This window comes from Paractinoplanes lichenicola (genome assembly GCF_016785085.1).
Lineage (GTDB): Bacteria > Actinomycetota > Actinomycetes > Mycobacteriales > Micromonosporaceae > Actinoplanes > Actinoplanes lichenicola.
Map to the genome: position 1 here is coordinate 292,715 of NZ_JAENHO010000014.1, position 19,496 is coordinate 312,210.

The following is a 19,496-nucleotide window of genomic DNA, read 5'->3' on the forward strand; positions in this document are numbered from 1 at the left end:
CAACGTAGCGCCGTTCGCCGGGCCCGCCGGGGCCTGTGGATAACTCGGCGCCCACGGGCGGTGATCAGCAAGAACTGTCGGTGGACCGCGCTACGGTGCCCCGGTGAATGCGGAACAGGTGCTGTCCCCGGCCGCCGAGGCGGGGCTCGTCGTCGAGGCCGTCCTGCGCGATCTGCGCGAGGGCGATCATCGGGGTGTGGTGGTCGACTCGCCGCCCGGCGCGGGCAAGTCGACGCTGGTCGTGCGGGCCGCCGGCGAGCTGGCGGCGGCGGGCGAGCCGTTGATGATCGTGGCCCAGACCAACGAGCAGGTCGACGATCTGATAGCCCGGCTCGGGGCCCGCTCGCCCGAGGTCGCCGTCGGCCGGCTCTCGGCCGTCGACTACGAGGCGAGCGAGCGCGTTCGCAACCATCCGAATTGCCGCGTCGGGGCCAAGGTGGCCGAGCTCGGCACGCCCGCGGTCACTATCGGCACGGCCGCGAAATGGGCCACCGTCTCCGAGGGCTCGTGGCCGTGGGCGATCGTCGACGAGGCGTATCAGATGCGCTCCGACGCCCTGCTCCGCGTCGCGCCGCGCTTCGTCCGGGCGCTCTTCGTGGGCGATCCGGGCCAGCTCGACCCGTTCTCGACAGTCGACGTCGAACGCTGGACGGGCCTGTCGTGGGATCCGATGCAGAGCGCCGTCGCCGTCCTGCTGCGGCACAATCCCGATCTGCCCGTGCACCGCCTGCCCGTCTCGTGGCGGCTGCCCCACACGGCCGCCCCCGTCGTGGCCGAGGCCTTCTATCCGTTCACCGGCTTCCGCTCGGGCACCGGCCCCGGCGATCGCCACCTGGTCTTCGGCCGCCCGTCGCGGGATCGGCTCGACGACGTGCTCGACGCCGCCGCCGCGACCGGCTGGGGCCTGCACGAGCTGCCCGCCCGCTTCACGATCCGCACCGACGCCGAGGCCGCGGCCGCCTGCGCCGAGCTCGCGGCCAGGGCCCTGGCCCGCGAGGGCGTGGCCACCTCGGAGTCGGGGGCCGGCCCGCTCACGCCCGGCGGCATCGCCATCGGCGCCGCCCACCGCGATCAGGCGGCCACCATCCGGTCACTGCTCCCGCCCGAGGCCAAGGGCGTCACGGTCGACACGGCGAACAGGCTGCAGGGCCGGGAGTACGACCTGACGATCGTGCTGCACCCGCTCTCGGGCCGGCAGGACGCGACCGCCTTCCACCTCGAATCCGGCCGCCTCTGCGTGCTGACCTCGCGGCACCGGCACGCCTGTGTGGTGGTGGCCCGCGAGGGCATCGCTGAGCTGCTCGACGCCCATCCGTCGACCGAGCCCGTCCACCTCAACGTGCCCGTCAAGTTCCCCGACGGCTGGGAGGCAAATCAGGCTATCCTCGCCTATTTACACAAGGGAGTGTCACTTACACGACACTAGCCGCTACTTTGAGTTAATGGCGGTCTTCACGACAGCGGCGTCCAGGCCGGACAGTGTCTATCGGCCGATCCTGCGGCCCCGCCGCGGCGAGCTGGCGGCCCTGACGCATCTGTCGGCCACCGAGGCCGTACGGGTCCTGCCGATCCTGGAGCTCGACCACGGTCCGGGCATCCTCCCGCTGATCCGCGAGCTCCCCCCGCGTACGGGGGCCTTGGCAGTTGATTTCGGCGAGCTGCCCGACCCGGTCGACCGTCTCGTCGCGCCCTCGCTCGACCTGGCCGAGCAGCTCGCCGACCTGGGCGTGGCCATGCTGCCGGTGCTCCGCGCGCACGAGAGCCGCCGCCGGCTGGCCGCCCACGGCCTGGCCGCCCGCATGCACCTGCGCCGGGCCGTGCTGCGCCTGCAACCGCATGTCGACGCGGCCAACCCGGCACAGGCCGACATGCTGGCCGAGCGGCTGCTGAACGCCTCGGGGCTCGAGGTGGAAGAGGTCGACCTGCTGATCGATCTGGCCGAGACGCCCTGCGTGACGCATGCGGCCCGCTTTCAGGAGCAGCTCCACCGGATCCTGCGCTGGGCCCGGAGCCGGCCGTGGCGCTCGATCAGCGTGGCCTCCGGCGCGATGCCGCCCAACCTCGACGACCTGCCCACCGACCGCCCGGTCACGATCGACCGGCACGACGCGCGGGTGTGGGCGCGGATAGGCGAGCCCGGCATCGGCTACGCGGATTACGGCGTCACCTCCCCCGTGCGCCGCCGGGGCGTCCAGCGGCACCGCCAGCTGCCGACCCTGCGCTACACCGGCGAGCACCACTGGTGGATCTATCGCTGGTCGCGGCGCGGCGGCCGCAGCGACGACCGCTGTCACGACCTGTGCCGCACGCTGGTCACCTCGTCGCACTGGCCGACGGCCGGGGCCCGCTTCTCGTGGGGCGACGCCGAGATCGCCCGGCGGGCCCGCATCGCCCCCGGCGGCGGCAGCCCGGCCGGCTGGATGTCGTGGAGCACCTCACACCACATCGCGCAGGTGCTGCAAACCCTCAAGCTCGAGTGAAAACTGTCGTACGCTTGTTCTAATGTCGCTGACAGCCGCATTGGCCTACGCCCGGCATGGCATCCCTGTCCTGCCGGTGCACGCGCCTGACCCACGCGGCGGCTGCACCTGCGACAGAGGAGTCTCGTGCGAGCGACCCGGCAAGCATCCCCACCTGCGACACGGCCTCAACGAGGCGACCACCGACCCCCGCCTGCTCGAGGTGTGGTGGTCCCGCTGGCCCGGGGCCAATGTGGGGCTGCGCACGGGCGTCACGATGGATGTCGCCGATGTCGACTCGGCCGAGGGCTGGCACGGCCTGTGCCATCTGCTCGGCGGCGACTTCCCCGTGGGTCCCCGCGTGCGCACCGGTGGCGGCGGCTGGCATTTCTGGTTCACCCCGATGGGCTTCGGCAATCGGGTGCGCCTGCTGCCCGGGCTCGATTGGCGGGGCGTCGGGGGCTATGTGGTGGCCCCGCCGTCGCGCCACGCCTCCGGCGCGGACTATCGCTGGGTGCATCGGCCGAGCCGGCCGCTGCCCGAGGGGCCCGCGGCCCTGCGCGCGCTGATCGAGGGCCCGCCCCCGCTGCGAGACAACGGCCCGATCGCGCATCCGACGAGGTATGCGCGGGCAGCCCTCGCCGCCGAGGCCGACCGGGTCGCCCGCGCCCCCGTGGGCAGCCGCAACGACACATTGAACCGGGCGGCGTTCGCGCTGGGCCGGTTCATCGGGGCCGGCCTGCTCGACCTGACCGAGACAGTGCGCGAACTCGAGGCGGCGGCGCGCTTCGCCGGGCTGGGCCGGGCCGAGATCCGCGGCACGCTGCGCTCGGGGTTGACGGCCGGGCGCCACGCCCCGTTCGACGCGGCCGCGACTGGTGCACCCCGGCACGTGGCGTAAAAGCACTCTTGCCCCAAAGATGGGTTCATGACCGAGTGGATCGACAAACGTGACAACAGCGCGACCGAGGCCGGGGCATGACCCAGGCGCGGCGATTGAAGCCCTACGACGTCGAGATCTCCGTGGCGGCGGGGCGCGACGAGACCTGGGAGTCCGTCACGCAGCCGGCCGTCCTCCACCAGTGGTTCGGGTGGGATTACGACGGGCTGTCGGCCGAGATCAAGCAGATCTTCCTCGACGAGGCGACCCTGCTGGCCCCGGAGCGGATGGGCTGGGCCGACGGGTCCTATCTGGAGGTGAGCGGCGGCGACGACTCGGCGCGGGTGCGGGTGGCCCGCGAGGGCAACATGCCAGGCGGCCCGGAACACTACGACGCGATCGAGGAGGGGTGGCGGGCGTTCCTGATCCAGCTGCGCTTCCTGCTCGACGAGCGGCCGGCGGGCCGCCGCCGCACGCTCTATCTGACCGGCGAGACGACCGGCCGGCAGGCGTTGACGCTCGCGACCGGCGAGTGGCAGCGGTTCGGGCCCCGGGTGGCCTGGACGGTCGACGGCGACGGCCACCTCGTCGTCGCCGCCGGCCGCGTCCCGCTCGACGAGCACGCGGCGACCCACTTCGAGGTGACCGTCTCGACGTTCGGCGCCGACGACGCCGCCTTCGAGGCGGCCCGCGAGACGTGGGCCAAGCGCTGGGCCCCCATGGCCGCGGGCGCCGACATCACCACGGCCGCCGACCCGGCGCCGGGCTCCTAGCCTGATCACCGCCCGGGGTGGGCCGGGCGGGATTGGCGCGGAGTGCGTTTGCGGTCACCCGAGGGTCGATGACGGCGGCCCCCGCCCGGTAGCCTTGGCCCCTCTGACCTGCCGGGGAGCGATTTTGCTGCGGGGTGACTTGGCTTCGGAGACGCCTAGGAGCGTTCTCGCCGATCCCGCGCGCCTGCGCTCGGTGGCCCGGCTCAAGCTCGGCTCGCGGGCCGACCCGGCGTTCGACCGCATCGCCACCATCGTCGAACGGCTGGTGGACGCGCCGGTCGCGCTGGTCACGGTGGTCGCCGCCGACCGTCAGCACCTGCCCGGCCAGGTCGGCCTGCCCGAGGCGCTCGCGGCCGGCCGCGAGATGGCCCTCAGCCACTCGTTCAGCCGCCACGTCGTCGACGCCGGCGAGACGATCGTGGTCTCCGACGTGCGCGACGATCCACGCATGCGTGACAACCTGGCGATCGGCGAGCTGGGCGCGATCGCGTTCGCCGGGGTGCCGCTGACCGACTCCGACGGGCTGGTGCTCGGCACGCTGGCCGTCATGGACCGCGAGCCCCGGGTCTGGACCGCCAGCGAGATCGTGCTGCTCAACGAGCTCGGCGAGGTCTGCAGCTCCGAGCTGCGGCTGCGCATCGCCCGCGAGATCGCCGACGAGGCCCGGCGCGCCGCCGAGTCCGCGCACGACCAGCTCACGCTGCTGGGCGAGCTGACCGACGCGCTGGCCACGACGATGGACATCGACGAGGCCCTGCAACGGCTGGGCGACATGGTCGCGGGCCGCCTGGCCGACTGGTGCCTGATCACGCTGGCCGACCAGGGCGGCACGGTCCGGCACGTCTCGGCCGCCCACCGCGACGAGGCCCACGCGGAAACCCTCGCCCGGCTCACCGCCACGTTCGACGTGAAAGCGCTGCTGCGGTCGGCGCAGCGTACGGGCCGGGCCGACGTCACCCAGCTGCGCGACCGCCTGACCGCCGCGGTGGCCGACCGGCTGGGCTGCGCGTCCTGCCTGGTCGTCCCGATCACCTCGCCGGTCACCTATCGCGTGCTGGGCGCGGTGCTGCTGGTCAACGGCCCCGACCGGCCCCCGTTCGGCAACGCCGAGGAGACCACGGCGGCCGAGGTGGGCCGCCGCGCCGGCATGGCCGTCGACAACACGCGGGTGTTCGACCGCCAGCGCCACGTCGCCGAGGTCCTCCAGCACAGCATGCTGCCCGAGTTGCCCGAGATGGACGATGTCGACCTGCACGGCCGCTACCTCCCGGCCCAGGACGGCGCGTCGGTCGGCGGCGACTGGTACGACGCGTTCGCCCAGCCCGACGGCAGCCTGATCCTCACCGTCGGCGACGTCTCCGGCCACGACATCGAGGCCGCCGCGACGATGGGCCAGGTCCGCAACCTGGTCCGCGGCGACGCCTACGGCCGCGACGACGACCCCGGCCCCCTGCTGGCCCAACTCGACCGCGCCCTGCACGGCCTGCACGTGCCCGCCGCCGCCACCGCCGTCCTGGCCCGCCTGCGCCGCGCCGACGACGACTACCTGATCTCGTTCGCGAACGCCGGCCACCCCCCACCCGTCCTGCTCCGCCCCGACGGCGAGGTCGAGATCTGGTGGGAATCCCCCGAACCCCTGCTCGGCCTGATCCCCCGCGACCAGCGCACCACCCACCACCGCCGGGCAACCCGAGGCAGCACACTGCTCCTCTACACCGACGGCCTGGTCGAACACCCGGCCCACCTGATCGACGACGGCATCGCCCGCATCCGCACCGTCCTGCGCGGCAACGCCGCCCTCCCACCCGACGAACTGTGCGACCGCCTGATCGCATCGGCCCCCCGCCGAGCCGACGACATCGCACTCCTCATCGTCGGCTTGCACTGAAGAAGAAAACGTACGAGTTCCCCGACGCGCTCGCGCCGCAACGCCACGCTGATCGCAGGGTCACCCTCCGCACGCCGCTTCCGGGCGGGCCCGACCCCAACGCGACCTCCTCCCCATCCCGGGAAGCCGCCCTCAAAGCGCGCCCCACAAACCCACCGCCCCAGGCCCCGACTCGGCCGCTTTACCGCCGCCAGGCCGCGCCACCGGCACTCGCCCCCACCCAGCCCGGCCGCACCGCCGTCGCCCCAGCCCGGCCGCACCGCCGTTACCGGAGCCCGACCGCGCCACTGACACCTCAGCCCAGCCGCATCGCCGTTGCCCCCAGCCCGGCCGCATCGCCGTAGCCCCCGCGCGGCCACACCGCCGTAGCCCCCGCCCAGCCGCGCCACCGTTACCCCAGCCCGGCCGCACCGCCTTAGCCCCCCGCCCAGCCACACCGCCGTAGCCCCCGCCCAGCCGCCCCACGATTACCCCAGCCCGGACGCACCGCCTTAGCCCCCGCCCAGCCGCGCCACCGTCATTTAGCCCCGCCATACCGCCGTAGCCCCGCCCGACCGCGCGACCGTCACCTAGCCCCGCCACACCGCCGTGCCCCGCCCGACCGCGCCACCGTCACCGTCACCCCAGCCCGACCGCGCCACCGCTACCCCAGCCCGGCAACGCCAACAGCGACCAAGCCGGGCCGCGTCTCCGCGGCCATGAGCCATCCACCGCTCTCGCCGCGCCCGAAGTCGCCCCAAATCTGGCCGCGCAATGCCAACTCCCAACCCGGCCGCGCTATGCCAAGTTCCGAGCAGGACGCCGGCCCGACCGCACCAACCATCCCGGCTTTCCCCTGGTGATCCCCGCGCTGACCGACGGCAAGTTATCCACAATCGAGAGTTATCCACAACGCGGCCCAAATGCGGTCCCGAAGATCGCCCAATCTCGATAAAATGGCTGGTGGCGGGGGACCCCCGGTGGAGGGCGGGCCCATGTGGCGGGGGGTCCGCAGGGGGCCGATCTAGTGACAACGGGCCCACAGCACGAGCCCGCAAGACACGGTGAGTGGCGACTGACGGGGTGGCTGTGGGGGCGGATGCCGAGGTTTTCGTGTTCGACTACGAGCGCTACCGCCAAGAGATAGTCCCCGTCCTGACCGGCATCCTGCGCGGCGACCCCACCCCGGCCTGGCTCGAAGACCTCTTCCGCGCCGCCCGGCCCATGGATCAGTGGGGCTTTGACGTGCAGTGGCCGCGCATGGTTGAGGAGCTGCAAGAACGGCCCTTCGATTTGGCGGGCCATGCCGACTGGCTCGGGGACGACCTGCGCTATCTCGGTGAGCCGCCCGCGAAATTGATGCACCGCACCCTCATGCCATGCCCGCACGGGGACGGGTGTTTCTTCGGGGCCGGTTCGCAGACGTTCAACGCGCTGCACGAGGCCCTGGTGTCGACGCGCTGCCTGGGGTCGTCGCAGTTCGTGGGGCGTACGGTGGCGCCTGATTTCTACCGGCCGGTGACCGACGGGCTGCTGACCGCTCTGGGCAGCCGCGGGCTGGTGGTCGGCTTTCAATGGGAGATCAGCTCGGGCATTCTCGGGTGGCTGACCGTTCCCGAGACCCGTGAGCTGGCCGAGCGGCTGGACCGCCTCGACCTGCCCCGCTACGAGCCGACGTTCGCGGCAATGGCCGAGCAGGATCGCAACCGTGACTGGGCGGCCCTGAGCCTGTCGTTCGTCCGTACGGTCGCCACCATCGCCGCGGGGCGGGGGCAGGGCATTCTGTGGGGCAACGATGTCAGTTCCGAGCTGTGGACGGATGAACTCAATGGAGCTTTCTGAGCTGCGGGCACGCGCCCTCGAGACGGCTGCGCTCTACGACCGGCACAACGTGGCGGCGGGGCGGGGTGAGTGGAGTCCGAGCGACTTCATGATGGGGTTCGTCGGGGATGTCGGTGACCTGGCCAAGCTGGTCATGGCCGTCGAGGGGCGGCGTGACATCCCGGAGGCGCGGAAATGGCTGGGGCACGAGCTGGCCGACTGTCTGTGGTCGGTGCTGGTGCTGGCCCAGCGCTACGACGTCGACCTGCCGGCCGAGTTCGCGCGGATGACAGCCGAGATCGAGGAGCACCTCAGTCAGAAAGAGAAGCAGGAGCCGTAGGCGGGCCGCCGTGGGTCCAGGGGGTGTCGGCCGGGTCGGGGAAGGCCGCGCCGGGGCGGTAGGCCTCGCTCAGCGTGGTCAGCAGCAGGTGTTCGCCGACCGCGGGGACGCTGCCGGGCTCGGCGACCAGTTTGCGGCCCATCCCGCCCGAGAGCTCGAGCAGCACGTCGGAGCCACCGGCGGTCGGGGTCACCGAGATGACCTTGGCTTTCTGGGACGGGCGTGCCGGTGAGGTGAGGGCGGCGCCGGCCTCCACCCGTACGGGCTCGGTCGTCGCGACCATGATGCGGGGGCGCAGCACCGGTCGTTTGCCGCTGTCGTCGATGCGGTCGGCCTTGGCCAGCGTCACCACCCCGCCAAAAGCCGCCCCGCTGAGCCGGTGTTCGGCCATGACCAGGGGGTCGTCGAAGGCCCGTTGCACGGCGTAGCGGGCCGCCGCGTTCTCCAGCCTTTGCAGCCGGGCGGCCGCGGCCACCGCGCCGTCGCGCCGGGGCTGCGGGGTGCCGTCCTCCTCGAGGTGGGTGACGAAGGCCGAATACACGTCGCGGTCGCTGTCCCACCGCGACTGCACCCGCGCGCCCTCCGGCAGGGTGCGGAGCAGGGCGATCGACTCCCACATGCGGTTCCAGGTCGGCATGAGCAGGTCACGCAGCGCGTCCACCAGGGCGGGTGACGACTCGGCGATCAGCGGTGCCAGCACCTTGTTGTCGAACTCGGGGTCGGTGGCCGGCCCGGCGACGGGGCCCTGCTCGGCGGCCCGCGCGGCCTCGGCGCCCGACGTGATCCAGGCGAAGAGCGATCCGAGGTGCGCGTCCTCGGCCGCGCTCTGCCCGGTGGCCCAGTGCAACCCCAGCGCCTGTACGGCATTAGGCAGCAACGCCGAGCCCGGCACCTCGGCCGACGCGGCGAGGAACGTCAGCCACTGTCCCAGCAGCGGCACCGCGGGCGGTACAGGGTGGTCGCCGTCCGTACGGCGGAAGCGGGTGGACCGGCCGAGCAACCGCAGGAAGTCGGCGCCGCCGGGGTTGGGCACCCACACCTGCGGCGCGTCGACGTAGCGGTAGCGCACGTCGCGGCCCCGGTCGACGGGCACGGCCTCGGTGCCGCCCGCCCCGAACGACGCCAGGTAGGGCACGACGGCGGCGGCCAGCTCGGCGGTGAAGGTGAACCGCTCGTCCCGGTTGCGGGGCTGGCTCACCACGAGCAGTCGCGGCGCCGCGGCGTCGGTGCCGAGCAGCACGGCCAGCGGCGCGTTGGCCTCGCCCGCCATCGCCAGCGGGATCAGCACCAGCGGCCGGTCGTGAATGTGCAGGTGGCGAACGGTGGCGATGCGCTGCGCCCGCCCGGCCGCAAAAGCCTCGGCCCGAGCCAGGGCGACGAGGGTACTCAAGAGCCGGCCGGGCGAGACAGGGCCTCGTCCCGCAGCCTGCGGGCGGCGCGCAGCAGGGCCGCGGCCTCGGCCTGCTCGGGCGTCGGCGTCGCGACCCCCGAGGCCAGCGCGAGCACCTCGCCGATCGTCTCGACCCCGCCCAGCGCGTCCCGGACCGGGCGGCCCAGAGCGGCGGTGTCACCGTCCGACTCGTGGCGGCAATATACCGAAAGTTCGCAGGAAGAAAGGCACTCCGGCGCATATCGGGCATCGACCGAGGACAGCGCGGACACCAGGTCGGGAGCGGGCAGCTCGACGTCGAAGGAGAGCGACGAGGGCAGCGCCTCCACAAGATCGGCAACGGAGGCGAGCCGCGACAGCTGCCGCCGCAGGGTCGACAGCTGTTTGCGCACGTCGAGCACGACTGCCACGGGCTGCAGCGAGAAATTCTCGGGGCAGACGAGCACGACCTCATGGCTGACCGCGTCGTCCCCGAGCAGTTGACGGAGGGCCAGCACATAGACGGCGGCCTGCACGGCGGCGGCCGAGACCGCGGTGCCGTCGGCCTGCCCGTCGATGATCGCGAACGACTTGATCTCGACGACCTGCAGTTGCGCGCCGGTCCGGTGGGTGATCAGGTCGGGTTCGAGGAACACCGTCTGCCCGGCCACGTCGAGCGTCAGCAACGGGTGGTCGATCAGCCCCTCCGCCGCGCCCCGCAGCAGCGCCCGGGTGCGAGCGTGGCGCGCCGCCAGCGTCCCGTCCTCGTCGACTCCAAGATCTTCATAACTTCCCACGTACGCCCCGAGGGTCGACCTCAGCAGCGCGCAGTCGTCCGCCTTGAGCATCGCCTCGAACGCGTTGCCGCGGGCCAGCGCGAACCGGGACTGCCCGAAGCTGCCCGGGAACCCGATCCGCTCGGCCAGCTTGACCTTGTCGACGCCCGCGGCGTCCAGCACGGCCCGGCGCGTGCACCCGGGGTTGCCGGTCAGCGCGGCCACCGTACGGGCGTTGTGCCGCTTGCCCGCCGCCGTGCCCCGCAGCCGATCGATCCTGTTCATGCGGGGCCGGAGCCGCGCTGGTGGGGCACCTGCGGCAGGCCGTAGAGCTGTTGGGCGAGCGGAAGCGCCGAGGCCCGCGCGACCGCGGCGGCGCGCACCGGCTCCTCGGCGGCGAGCGCGCCGACCAGTTCCGGCGCGGCGAGCGCAGCCGCGGCGGCCTCGGCCAGGTCGGCCGCCTCGACCCCGTGCGGCACGGTCTCGGCCAGCGAGCGCAGCAGCCGATGGGCGGCCAGACCGGCGCCGGGCCGCATCGCCACGAACCCGGCCACCCGGATCACCATGGCCAGCGCGTCGGCGCGGCGGACGGCCGGGGTGACGATCCGGCGTTCGAGCGCCCAGTCACCGAGCGCGATCAGCCCGCGTACGGGGGAAAGGTCTTGATCCAACGCCGCGCAGAGGCCGCTCGACCGGTCGCGCAGCAGGCCCGCCAGCGCCGGCACCGAGAGGTCACCGTCGAACAAGGCGGCGTGCACGTCGGCCACCAAGCGGGGCGGGGCGGGCGCGCCGAGCAGCAGCAAAGCGTGCCTTGCCTGCTCAGCGGTGGTGGGTAGGGTGCTCAGACCGTTCACCGGGCCGCTCTCCCTGGGGGGTCGGAGGGTTGCGGTTGACTCTAGATCTTCTTACATCGCGTCGGCAATGTGGGGACGAGTCGCAACTTTCACTCCCGATAGCGATTAACCCTCGCATATCGGACGACCGGCTTTTCGCGCGCTACGTTCGGACTATGCCGAAGGCCATCTGGAACGACGAAGTGATCGCCGAGAGCGACGACACCGTGGTTGTCGAGGGAAGGCTCTACTTCCCGCGCGAGTCGCTGCGGGAGGACGTGCTGGCCCCCTCCGACACCCACACGATCTGCCCCTGGAAGGGCAAGGCCTCGTATTACACGCTGACCTCGAACGGACACACCACCACCGACGCCGTCTGGTTCTATCCCGAGCCGAAGCCGGACGCCGGGGTGGTGCGCGATCGCGTCGCCTTCTGGAAGGACGTCCGCACCGAGGACTGACCGCCGGCGGGGGCCCGTCACGCGATCCGCGGGTGGGCCTCCTCGATCGTGGTCACCTCGAGATAGTCCAGCATGTCGCGCTGCTCCTCGACGTCGAGCGCCCCGAACGCCTCGTAGGCGACCTCGCGCGAGTGCTCCGTCTCGGCCGCCAGCAGCGCGATGATCCCCGACCAGGCCAGCGAGACCCGGTCGAACAGCCGCGCCCGCCGCAGCGAGGTCAGCCGGGTCAGCATCGCCACCTTGGTCGCCGCGTCGTTGTCGATGGCTATCCGGTCGGACAGCTCGAAGAGCGCCTTCCCCCGGTACGGATGCTCGGCCTCGACCATGCGGGCCAGCTCGGCGTTCGACATGCGGTCGACCGCGGGGGCGGGCCCGCGGCGCGGGAGTGAGGGCAGGTCACCGGGCACGGCTGTCACGTCCGCTCTCGAACCCGTTGCCGGGCGCCTGGTGCGGCAGGGTCGGCGTGTTCTGGAACGACGGGAACGGCGGCGCGGCCGGCATGACCGGCGACGGCGGCTCGTCCACATCATTCAGACTGAACTCGCTGAGGCTCAGCTCGGTGTAGCTGTCGAGCAGGGCCTTCCCGTCCTCGGTGGCCGGGTCGACGACGCCCGCGACCTGCTCGGCCAGCGCGGCCTGGGCCCGGCGCATGGTCCGCAGGATCTCGGTCGAGAGCGTCGACCCGCTCAGCCGCTGCACGCTGTCGTCGAGCCGCAGGCCGGTCACCACCCCGCCGCGGCCGACGGTCACCGTGACCACGCCGTCCTCGTCGGTCGCGGACGCGCTCAACGACGCGAGTCGATCTTCGAGATTTCCACTCGGCACTACTTCGTCCTCCGTTGCCGGAATTTTGTGCTGTCGGCGCTCTATGAGATCACGGTCGGCGCCGGGCCCGCCGGACACCCCGTCGCCCCCACTGGGCCGGTCACCCGACCTGACGACCACCGTAACCGTGACGCAACACATACCCCGTCCCGCAAAACCATCCGACCGCCCCGCCCGCCACCCGAACACGAATGAATGCGCTGTTCCCCTCATGTGCACCAAGCACTGACCGATCAAACGCGTCGGAGGTGCTTCATGGGGCGTTACGGCAAGACTCTGGACCGTGTGCGACGCGGCGTCGACATCGCCATGATCTTCGCGTCGCTCATGGCGCTCGCCTGGCCCATGCTGATCGAGCCCCTCGAGCGGCAGGACGCCGGCCTGTGGGCCTGGTCGCTGGGGATCGCCGTGGTCGTGGCGATCGGCGCGGCCGTGGCCAAGGCGACCGAGCGCTGGCCGCTCGCGCAGTACGCCCCGGTCTCCGCGGCCGTGGTGATGGCGGGTGTGCGCACCCAGCTGGGCGACACCGGCCCCGAGCTGATCTGGCTGATCCTGATCGTCACCGGCATCATCCTCGTCCGCCAGTTCCTCGGCTCGCACACCAACGAGGGCCTGATGCGCGACCTCACCCGGCAGCGCGCGATCCTGGCCCGGCAGGCCTTCCGCGACCCCCTGACCGGGCTCGGCAACCGCGCGATGTTCATGGATCACGCCAAGGACGCGCTCGACGACGCCGACGAGACCTCGACCGCGGTGATCCTGTTCGACCTCGACGGCTTCAAGGGCATCAACGACACGTACGGGCACGCGGCCGGCGACGAGCTGCTGAAAATCACGGCCGAGCGGCTGAACGCGAACGTGCGGGCCAACGACACGGTCTCCCGGCTCGGCGGCGACGAGTTCGTGGTGCTGCTGCCCCGCCTGGCCGACGACCAGACCGCCGACACGGTGGCCACCCGGATCCTGCGCGACCTGCAGCAGCCGGTCGCCGTCGACGATCTCGTGCTGACCGCGCGGGCCAGCGCCGGCATCTCGATCGCCCGCGGCGCCGAGCGCGATGTGGACTCGCTGCTGCGCGAGGCCGACGAGGCGCTGTATCACGCCAAGGACGACGGCAAGGGTGTCGTGCGCCGGTTCGACCCGGCCCGCTTCGCCGAGGTCGCCCAGCGCCGCCGGGACGAGAGCGACCTGCGCCGGGCGCTCGCCGAATGCCAGTTCGAGGTGCACTACCAGCCGATCGTCGACCTCGACGGCGAGCACACGGTGGGGGTCGAGGCGCTGGTGCGCTGGCGGCACCCGATCCGCGGCCTGCTCGCCCCGGGCGACTTCATCGACCTGACCGAGTCGCTCGGCCTCATGCACAACCTCGGCCTGTGGGTGCTGCGCGAGGCGTGCGTGCAGGCGGTCCAGTGGCAGCGCGAGCACCCCGGCTTCAAGCTCAACGTCAACCTGTCGGCCACCCAGCTGGCCAGCCCCGAGCTGACCGACGAGATCCGTACGGTGCTGACCGACACCGGCATGCCGGCCGACCTGCTCGTGCTCGAGCTGACCGAGTCGGCCGCGCTGACCGACCTGACCGAGTCGGCCCGCGTGCTCGACTCGCTCAAGAGCCTGGGCGTCCGGATCGCGCTCGACGACTTCGGCACCGGCTTCTCATCGCTGAGCCACCTGGGCGCGCTGCCGGTCGACGTGGTGAAGATCGACAAGTCGTTCGTGCAGGCCATGCAGGAGTCGACCGCGAACGGCTCGGTGGCCGAGGCGGTGCTGCACATCGCCCGCACGTTCAACCTGTCGCCGGTCGCCGAGGGTGTCGAGGACGAGGCGCAGGCGGCCATGCTGCGCGAGCTCGCCTGCACCCAGGCCCAGGGCTATCACTTCGCCAAGCCGATGCCCGCGGCCGAACTGACCGGTCTGCTCAGCCGCCAGACCACGATCGTGCTACAGCGGCGGTAGGTCCAGATCGGTCTCGAGCCGATCGCCCAGGGCCACTCGCGCCAGCACGGGGTGTCCTTCCCCGTACGCCTTCGTGAGCGCCGCCGCCACCTGATGGCGGGCCTCGTCGTCGCCGCCGGCCAGCACCGCGTTCCAGGCGCAGGCCAGCGTGTCGGGGTGCTCGGGGCCGCGGATCAGGCGGGACCGCTGCCACGTGTCGCCGGCCAGCTGCTGCCCCTCCTGCCGCTCGCCCAAGCCGAACAGGTCGCTCGCGTAGCCGTTGGCGCAGCTCATCGTGAACGGGTGGTCGGGGCCGACGCTGCGCCGCAGGCCGCTCAGCGCCTCCTCGTCGATGTGCCGGGCCTCGGCGAACCGACCGGTCGCCCGCACCACGCCGGCCAGCGCGGCCGAGGCGGCCAGCGTGAACGGGTGGTCGTCGCCGAGCACCGAGTGATAGCGGATCACCGCGCGTTCGAGCAGCTCATGAGCCCGGTCGAAATCCTCGGCCTCCCGTACGGCGTTGGCCAGCGAGACGACCGCGGCCAGCGTCTCGACGTGCAGGTCGCCGAGGCGGCGCCGGGTCAGCTCGACCACCGACTCGGCCAGCGGCACCGCGGAGGGCTGCCCTCGGCGCCGGGTCGCCATCGCGGCGAACCGGGCCGCCCACAGCGCGAACGGGTGGTCCTCGCCGACCGTGCCCGGCCGCACGACGGCCAGCTCGGCCGCGGCCGCGTAGTCGCCCAGTCCGAACAGGTCGAAGGCCAGCTCGGCCCGCGACGACAGGATCTCCGGATGCCCGTCGGCGAAGATCGCCTGGCGGTGCCGCAGGGTCTGCTCGTCGAGGGTGCGGGCGCCCCGGAAGTCGCCGAGCAGGCGCAGGTCCGCGGCGAGGTTGTTGGCGCAGCGCAGCGCGGTCGGGAAGCTCTCGCCGAACAACCGGCGATAGCGCACCAGGTTGTCGGCGTCGAGCTGCCGGGCCTGGCCGAAGTGCCCGCGGATGCGCAGGTCGGCGCCCACGCTGTTGGCCGTGGCCAGGGTCGTCTCGTCGTCGCCGCCGAGCGCCTCGCGCTGGGCCCGCAGGGTCTGCGCGTTGAGCGCCCGGGCCTCGCCCGTGCGGCCGACCGCCCGCAGCGCGTTGCCCAGGTGGAACGAGGCCAGCAGGGTCTGCGGGTCGGTCTCGCCGAGCAGCTCGCGCCAGCGGGTGACGGCCGCCCCGGCCAGGTCGCGGCTGGAGTCGTAGTCGCCGCGGGCGAAGTGATAGCGCACGCAGTTGATGACCAGCTGGCGGATCTCCTCGGCGCCCGCGCCCAGCACATCGGAGTGGATCAGATGCGGGGTCAGCTCGGCGTAGCGCGAGCGGGTTGCCGGGTCGTCCGGGTCGCCGGGGTCGGCCGCGGCCAGGGTGGCCCGGACCGTGCCCATCAGGGCGGCGTGCCGCTCCGAGCTGAGCTCCTGGCCCAGCATGCCGCGCACCAGCGGGTGCACGAGCAGGTGCTCGCCGGGCGGGTCGAGCTCGGCCAGCCCGTACCGGCCGATCAGGCGCAGCGCCGCCTTGAGCCGCCGTTCGACGCGCACTGTGCCGGCCAGCTCGGGTGGCAGCGGCAGCGTGCGCGCACCCCAGAGCAGTCGCCACGAGACCGGCGCACTGCTCAGGAAGGCACACAGCTCCAGCAGCTCGAACGCGGCCGGCGAGACCTCCTTGAGCTCGTCGGCGGCCAACCCCCAAGCCACCCGTACGGGGGTGGGGAAGGCGAGCTCGGCGGCGCGCGTGTCGTAGCGGGCCAGGTAGTCGTCGATCGTGCGCCCGGTGGCGGCCCGGACGGCGGCGGCCAGCTCGAGGGCCATCGGCACGTCGCCCAGCCGCTCGGCCAGGCGACCGGCGTCGTCCACGGTCAGCTCGGGGGCGCGGCGGCGCAGCAGGTCGACGCTGTCGGCGCGGTCGAAGACGCCGACCGGCACGGCCTGGGCCACCTCCGCCGACCAGCGCGGGTTGCGGCTGGTCACCAGCACGTGGCCGGCCCCGCTGGGCAGATACTGCTTGATGTCCTCGGGGCGGTTGGCGTCCTCGAAGACGACCAGCCAGTTGCGGAACGGCTCGCCGCGGCTCAGCGTGTCGCGCACGGCCGAGAGGGTGCGGTTGATGTCGCCCGACTCCGGCAGCCCGAGCCGGTGGGCCAGCCCGATCAGCGCGGCCCGGGTGCCCGCGGCCTGCTCGGCCGGGATCCACCAGACCAGCTCGTAGGTCTCCGCATAGCGGTACGCGTATTCGGCCGCCAGCTGGGTACGTCCCGTGCCGCCGAGCGGGTGCTCCTCGCCGGGCAGCAGCACGACCGGGCCGGTGCTCAGCCGGTCACGGAGCTGGGCGAGCAGGTCTTCCCGCCCGACGAATCGAGTGTTGCGCGGCGGCAGACCGCCCAGGACCGGCACGCCACGCTCCTCACGTGTTTGATGATGCCGATTACCGTACGTGGAACCATCGCCACAGTGGAAGAAGGACGGCCTTGCCCGACGAGTTCGTGACGAGCCTGAACAACAACGGCGAGACCGCGACCGTCGCGCTGCGGGGCGAGGTCGACGTGCTCACCGTCGACCAGGTGCGCTCCGCGCTGTCCGACGCGCTGGCCACCCGTCCCCGCGAGATCGTGGTCGACCTGGCCGGCCTGGTCTTCATCGACTCCACCGGCCTGGGCGCGCTGATCTTCGGGTTCCAGCGCGCCCGTGACGCCGGCATCCGGTTCCGGCTGACCGGCGCGACGCCCCCGGTCAAGCAGATCCTGGTGCTGAGCGGCCTGCTCGAGGTCGTCGAGCTGTCCTAGGCCTTGGCGGCGGCCAGTCCGATGCCGGGCGCGATCGGCCGGAGCCGCTTGCCCGCGAAGAGCATCAGGCTCAGCAGGCTGGCCAGGACGGCCAGGGCCCCGGCGCCGTACCAGGCCCACGTGTACGCCCCCAGCTGATCGCGGACCAGCCCGGCCGCGGTGGCGGCGGCCGCCGCGCCGATCTGGTGCGAGGCGAAGACCCAGCCGAAGACGACCGCGCCTTGCTCGCCGAAGTACTCCCGGCACAGCGTGACCGTGGGCGGCACGGTGGCCACCCAGTCGAGGCCGTAGAAGAGGATGAACACCAGCATGCTGGGGTGCGCGGCCGCGGCGAACAGCGACGGCAGGATCAGCAGCGAGAGCCCGCGCAGGAAGTAGTAGGCGCCGAGCAGGATCCGGCTGTCGACCCGGTCGGTCAGCCAGCCCGAGGCGATCGTGCCCACGATGTCGAACACGCCGACCAGCGCCAGCAGCGAGGCGGCGGTGGTCTCGGCCATGCCGTGGTCGTGCGCGGCCGGGATGAAGTGCGTGCCGACCAGCCCGTTGGTGGTCGCCCCGCAGATCGCGAACCCGCCCGCCAGCAGCCAGAACGGGCGGGTCCGGGCGGCGTCGCGCAGGGCCCGCAGCGCGGTGCGGGCGGCCCCGGCGGGCGCGATCGGCTTCGGCTCGGAGTATTCGCCGCCGTACGCGCCCAGCCCCAGCTCGGCCGGGTGGTCGCGCAGCCGCCACCAGACCAGCGGGACGACGAGCAGGGCGGCGCCGGTGACGGTCAGCGCCGCGGTCCGCCAGCCCGAGTTCTGCGTGAGCGTGGCCAGCACCGGCAGGAAGACCAGGTTGCCGGCCGCGCCGCCCGCGGTCAGCACGCCGGTGACCAGGCCGCGGTGCTTGACGAACCAGCGGCCGGTGATCGTGGCCACGAAGCCCAGGGCCATCGAGCCGGTGCCCAGGCCGACGAGCACGCCCCAGAGCAGGATCAGCTGCCAGCTCGACTGCATGAACACGGTCAGGCCGGAGCCCGCCGCCACGAGCAGCAGGGCGGCCATGATGACCCGGCGGATGCCGAACCGCTCCATCAGGGCCGCCGCGAACGGCGCGGTCAGGCCGTAGAGCAGCAGGTTGACCGAGACGGCGGCCGAGATCGTGCCGAGCGACCAGCCGAACTCGTCGTGCAGCGGCCGGATCATGACGGACGGGGTGGCCCGGAACCCGGCCGCGCCGACCAGCGCGACGAACGCCACGACGGCCACGAGCCAGGCGGGATGGATGCGGAACTTGGTCACGTACAGATTCTGCGAATCACGGGCCGGTAAGACGAGTGGCCGGGAGGCCATCATGCGCAAGAATCGGGCCATGTCCGATCAGCACACGATCGCCGTCCTGCCGCTGGAGGGCGTGGTGGCGTTCGACCTCGGCACGGCCACGCAGGTGTTCAACGCGGCCCGGCGCGCCGACAAGACGAAGCTCTACCGCATTCTGGTCTGCGGCACCGGCCCGGTACGCAGCACGGCCGGGTTCACGATCGTCCCCGATCACGACCTGAGCGCCCTCGAGCAGGCCGACACGGTGGTCGTGCCGGGAGTGGACGCCGGGAGCACCGTGACCGACGGGACGCTGCGGGACGACGTACGGGAAGCTCTGCGCAAGGCGGCGGCTCGCGGGGCGCGCATCGTCTCGATCTGCACGGGCGCCTCCGTGCTGGCCGCGGCGGGCCTGCTCGACGGTCGCCCGGCCGCCACCCACTGGCTCTGGGGCGCCCGCATCGGCCGGCTCTATCCGCAGGTCAAGTGGAACCTCGACGTGCTCTTCGTCGATGACGGCGACGTGCTCACCTCGGCCGGGGTGGGCGCCGGGGCCGACCTCTGCCTGCACATCGTGCGCAACGATCACGGGGCCGAGGTGGCCAACCGCGCGGCCCGGCGCTGCGTGCTGCCGCCCTGGCGCGACGGCGGGCAGGCGCAGTTCATCGAGCGCCCGGTCCCGCACTCCGACGGCACCGGCACCGCGCCCACCCGGGCCTGGGCGCTCGACCGGCTGGCCGAGCCGGTGGGCCTGGAGGAGATGGCCGAACACGCCCGGATGAGCGTGCGCACCTTCACCCGGCGCTTCCGCGAGGAGACCGGCACGAGCCCGCGGCAGTGGATTCTGCGGCAGCGCATCGCCCACGCTCAGGTCCTGCTCGAGTCGACCGATCTGGGGGTGGAGACGGTGGCCCGGCGCTCGGGCCTGGGCAGCGCGACGGCGCTGCGGCAGCACCTGCAGGCGGCCATCGGGGTGGCGCCGACGGCGTATCGGCGGACCTTCCGGCAGCCCGTGTCGGCCACGTCATAACCTCTCGAATCTCAGA

At 72.7% G+C, this 19,496-nt stretch carries 18 protein-coding genes; 11 read left to right on the forward strand and 7 right to left on the reverse strand.

Going from position 1 to position 19,496, the window contains the following annotated elements; translation table 11 throughout:
• Positions 1-103 precede the first annotated feature (103 nt).
• The 7 genes from JKJ07_RS40480 (at position 104) to JKJ07_RS40510 (ending at position 8,140) form a co-directional block, all read left to right on the forward strand.
• Entirely contained in the window at positions 104-1,426 is a 1,323-nt protein-coding gene (locus tag JKJ07_RS40480) for an AAA family ATPase (protein ID WP_202997299.1), read from the forward strand.
• Between the two features lie 16 nt (positions 1,427-1,442).
• Positions 1,443-2,480 (forward strand): beta family protein, encoded by a 1,038-nt coding sequence (locus JKJ07_RS40485; RefSeq protein WP_202997300.1) that lies wholly within the window; start codon positions 1,443-1,445, stop codon positions 2,478-2,480.
• A 22-nt stretch (positions 2,481-2,502) separates the two neighbouring features.
• Entirely contained in the window at positions 2,503-3,360 is an 858-nt protein-coding gene (locus JKJ07_RS40490; protein ID WP_202997301.1) for a bifunctional DNA primase/polymerase, read from the forward strand.
• A 77-nt stretch (positions 3,361-3,437) separates the two neighbouring features.
• Positions 3,438-4,112 (forward strand): activator of HSP90 ATPase, encoded by a 675-nt coding sequence (locus JKJ07_RS40495; RefSeq protein ID WP_202997302.1) that lies wholly within the window; start codon positions 3,438-3,440, stop codon positions 4,110-4,112.
• Between the two features lie 139 nt (positions 4,113-4,251).
• The gene (locus JKJ07_RS40500) at positions 4,252-6,000 is read left to right on the forward strand and encodes a SpoIIE family protein phosphatase (protein ID WP_236030693.1); all 1,749 of its coding nucleotides are present in this window, start codon (positions 4,252-4,254) and stop codon (positions 5,998-6,000) included.
• A 1,047-nt stretch (positions 6,001-7,047) separates the two neighbouring features.
• The gene (locus tag JKJ07_RS40505) at positions 7,048-7,821 is read left to right on the forward strand and encodes a hypothetical protein (RefSeq protein WP_202997303.1); all 774 of its coding nucleotides are present in this window, start codon (positions 7,048-7,050) and stop codon (positions 7,819-7,821) included.
• A complete protein-coding gene (locus tag JKJ07_RS40510) occupies positions 7,808-8,140 on the forward strand; it encodes a nucleoside triphosphate pyrophosphohydrolase family protein (protein WP_202997304.1) in 333 nt (110 codons plus the stop codon). Before JKJ07_RS40505 ends, JKJ07_RS40510 begins: the two co-directional genes overlap by 14 nt.
• Here JKJ07_RS40510 and JKJ07_RS40515 read toward each other — a convergent pair.
• The 3 genes from JKJ07_RS40515 to JKJ07_RS40525 are packed head-to-tail and all read right to left on the reverse strand — an operon-like array spanning position 8,112 to position 11,139.
• Positions 8,112-9,530 carry a hypothetical protein gene (locus JKJ07_RS40515; protein WP_202997305.1) on the reverse strand — a complete coding sequence of 473 codons (1,419 nt, stop codon included), beginning with the start codon at positions 9,528-9,530 and terminating at the stop codon, positions 8,112-8,114. The genes JKJ07_RS40510 and JKJ07_RS40515 overlap by 29 nt on opposite strands.
• Positions 9,527-10,570, reverse strand: coding sequence for a hypothetical protein (locus JKJ07_RS40520; RefSeq protein WP_202997306.1), 1,044 nt, complete (start codon positions 10,568-10,570; stop codon positions 9,527-9,529). The genes JKJ07_RS40515 and JKJ07_RS40520 overlap by 4 nt, the downstream gene beginning before the upstream one ends.
• On the reverse strand, positions 10,567-11,139 hold the full coding sequence (locus JKJ07_RS40525; RefSeq protein ID WP_202997307.1) for a hypothetical protein: 573 nt from the start codon (positions 11,137-11,139) through the stop codon (positions 10,567-10,569). Before JKJ07_RS40525 ends, JKJ07_RS40520 begins: the two co-directional genes overlap by 4 nt.
• A 155-nt stretch (positions 11,140-11,294) precedes the next feature.
• Between JKJ07_RS40525 and JKJ07_RS40530 the strand changes: the two genes are divergently transcribed.
• Positions 11,295-11,579 carry a DUF427 domain-containing protein gene (locus JKJ07_RS40530; RefSeq protein WP_202997308.1) on the forward strand — a complete coding sequence of 95 codons (285 nt, stop codon included), beginning with the start codon at positions 11,295-11,297 and terminating at the stop codon, positions 11,577-11,579.
• Positions 11,580-11,596: 17 nt separating this feature from the next.
• Here the strand turns inward: JKJ07_RS40530 and JKJ07_RS40535 are convergent, their stop codons facing one another.
• Together JKJ07_RS40535 and JKJ07_RS40540 are read right to left on the reverse strand one after the other, a co-directional pair.
• Complete coding sequence (locus JKJ07_RS40535) at positions 11,597-11,995, reverse strand: hypothetical protein (protein WP_307834653.1); 399 nt, start codon at positions 11,993-11,995, stop codon at positions 11,597-11,599.
• The gene (locus JKJ07_RS40540) at positions 11,976-12,617 is read right to left on the reverse strand and encodes a YbaB/EbfC family nucleoid-associated protein (RefSeq protein ID WP_307834654.1); all 642 of its coding nucleotides are present in this window, start codon (positions 12,615-12,617) and stop codon (positions 11,976-11,978) included. The genes JKJ07_RS40535 and JKJ07_RS40540 overlap by 20 nt, the downstream gene beginning before the upstream one ends.
• 72 nt (positions 12,618-12,689) lie before the next feature.
• On the opposite strand from JKJ07_RS40540, the gene JKJ07_RS40545 reads away from it, so the two are divergent.
• A complete protein-coding gene (locus tag JKJ07_RS40545) occupies positions 12,690-14,357 on the forward strand; it encodes a putative bifunctional diguanylate cyclase/phosphodiesterase (RefSeq protein WP_307834655.1) in 1,668 nt (555 codons plus the stop codon).
• On the opposite strand, the gene fxsT is transcribed toward JKJ07_RS40545, so the two are convergent.
• A complete protein-coding gene (gene fxsT / locus JKJ07_RS40550; RefSeq protein WP_202997311.1) occupies positions 14,343-16,763 on the reverse strand; it encodes an FxSxx-COOH system tetratricopeptide repeat protein in 2,421 nt (806 codons plus the stop codon). The genes JKJ07_RS40545 and fxsT overlap by 15 nt on opposite strands.
• A gap of 74 nt (positions 16,764-16,837) precedes the next feature.
• Here fxsT and JKJ07_RS40555 point away from each other — a divergent pair, with 74 nt between their 5' ends.
• Complete coding sequence (locus tag JKJ07_RS40555; protein ID WP_202997312.1) at positions 16,838-17,152, forward strand: STAS domain-containing protein; 315 nt, start codon at positions 16,838-16,840, stop codon at positions 17,150-17,152.
• Here the strand turns inward: JKJ07_RS40555 and JKJ07_RS40560 are convergent.
• On the reverse strand, positions 17,149-18,483 hold the full coding sequence (locus JKJ07_RS40560; RefSeq protein WP_202997373.1) for an MFS transporter: 1,335 nt from the start codon (positions 18,481-18,483) through the stop codon (positions 17,149-17,151). The two genes, JKJ07_RS40555 and JKJ07_RS40560, sit on opposite strands and share 4 nt — an antisense overlap.
• A 1-nt stretch (position 18,484) precedes the next feature.
• Here JKJ07_RS40560 and JKJ07_RS40565 point away from each other — a divergent pair, with 1 nt between their 5' ends.
• On the forward strand, positions 18,485-19,480 hold the full coding sequence (locus JKJ07_RS40565) for a GlxA family transcriptional regulator (RefSeq protein WP_202997313.1): 996 nt from the start codon (positions 18,485-18,487) through the stop codon (positions 19,478-19,480).
• Positions 19,481-19,496: the final 16 nt, after the last annotated feature.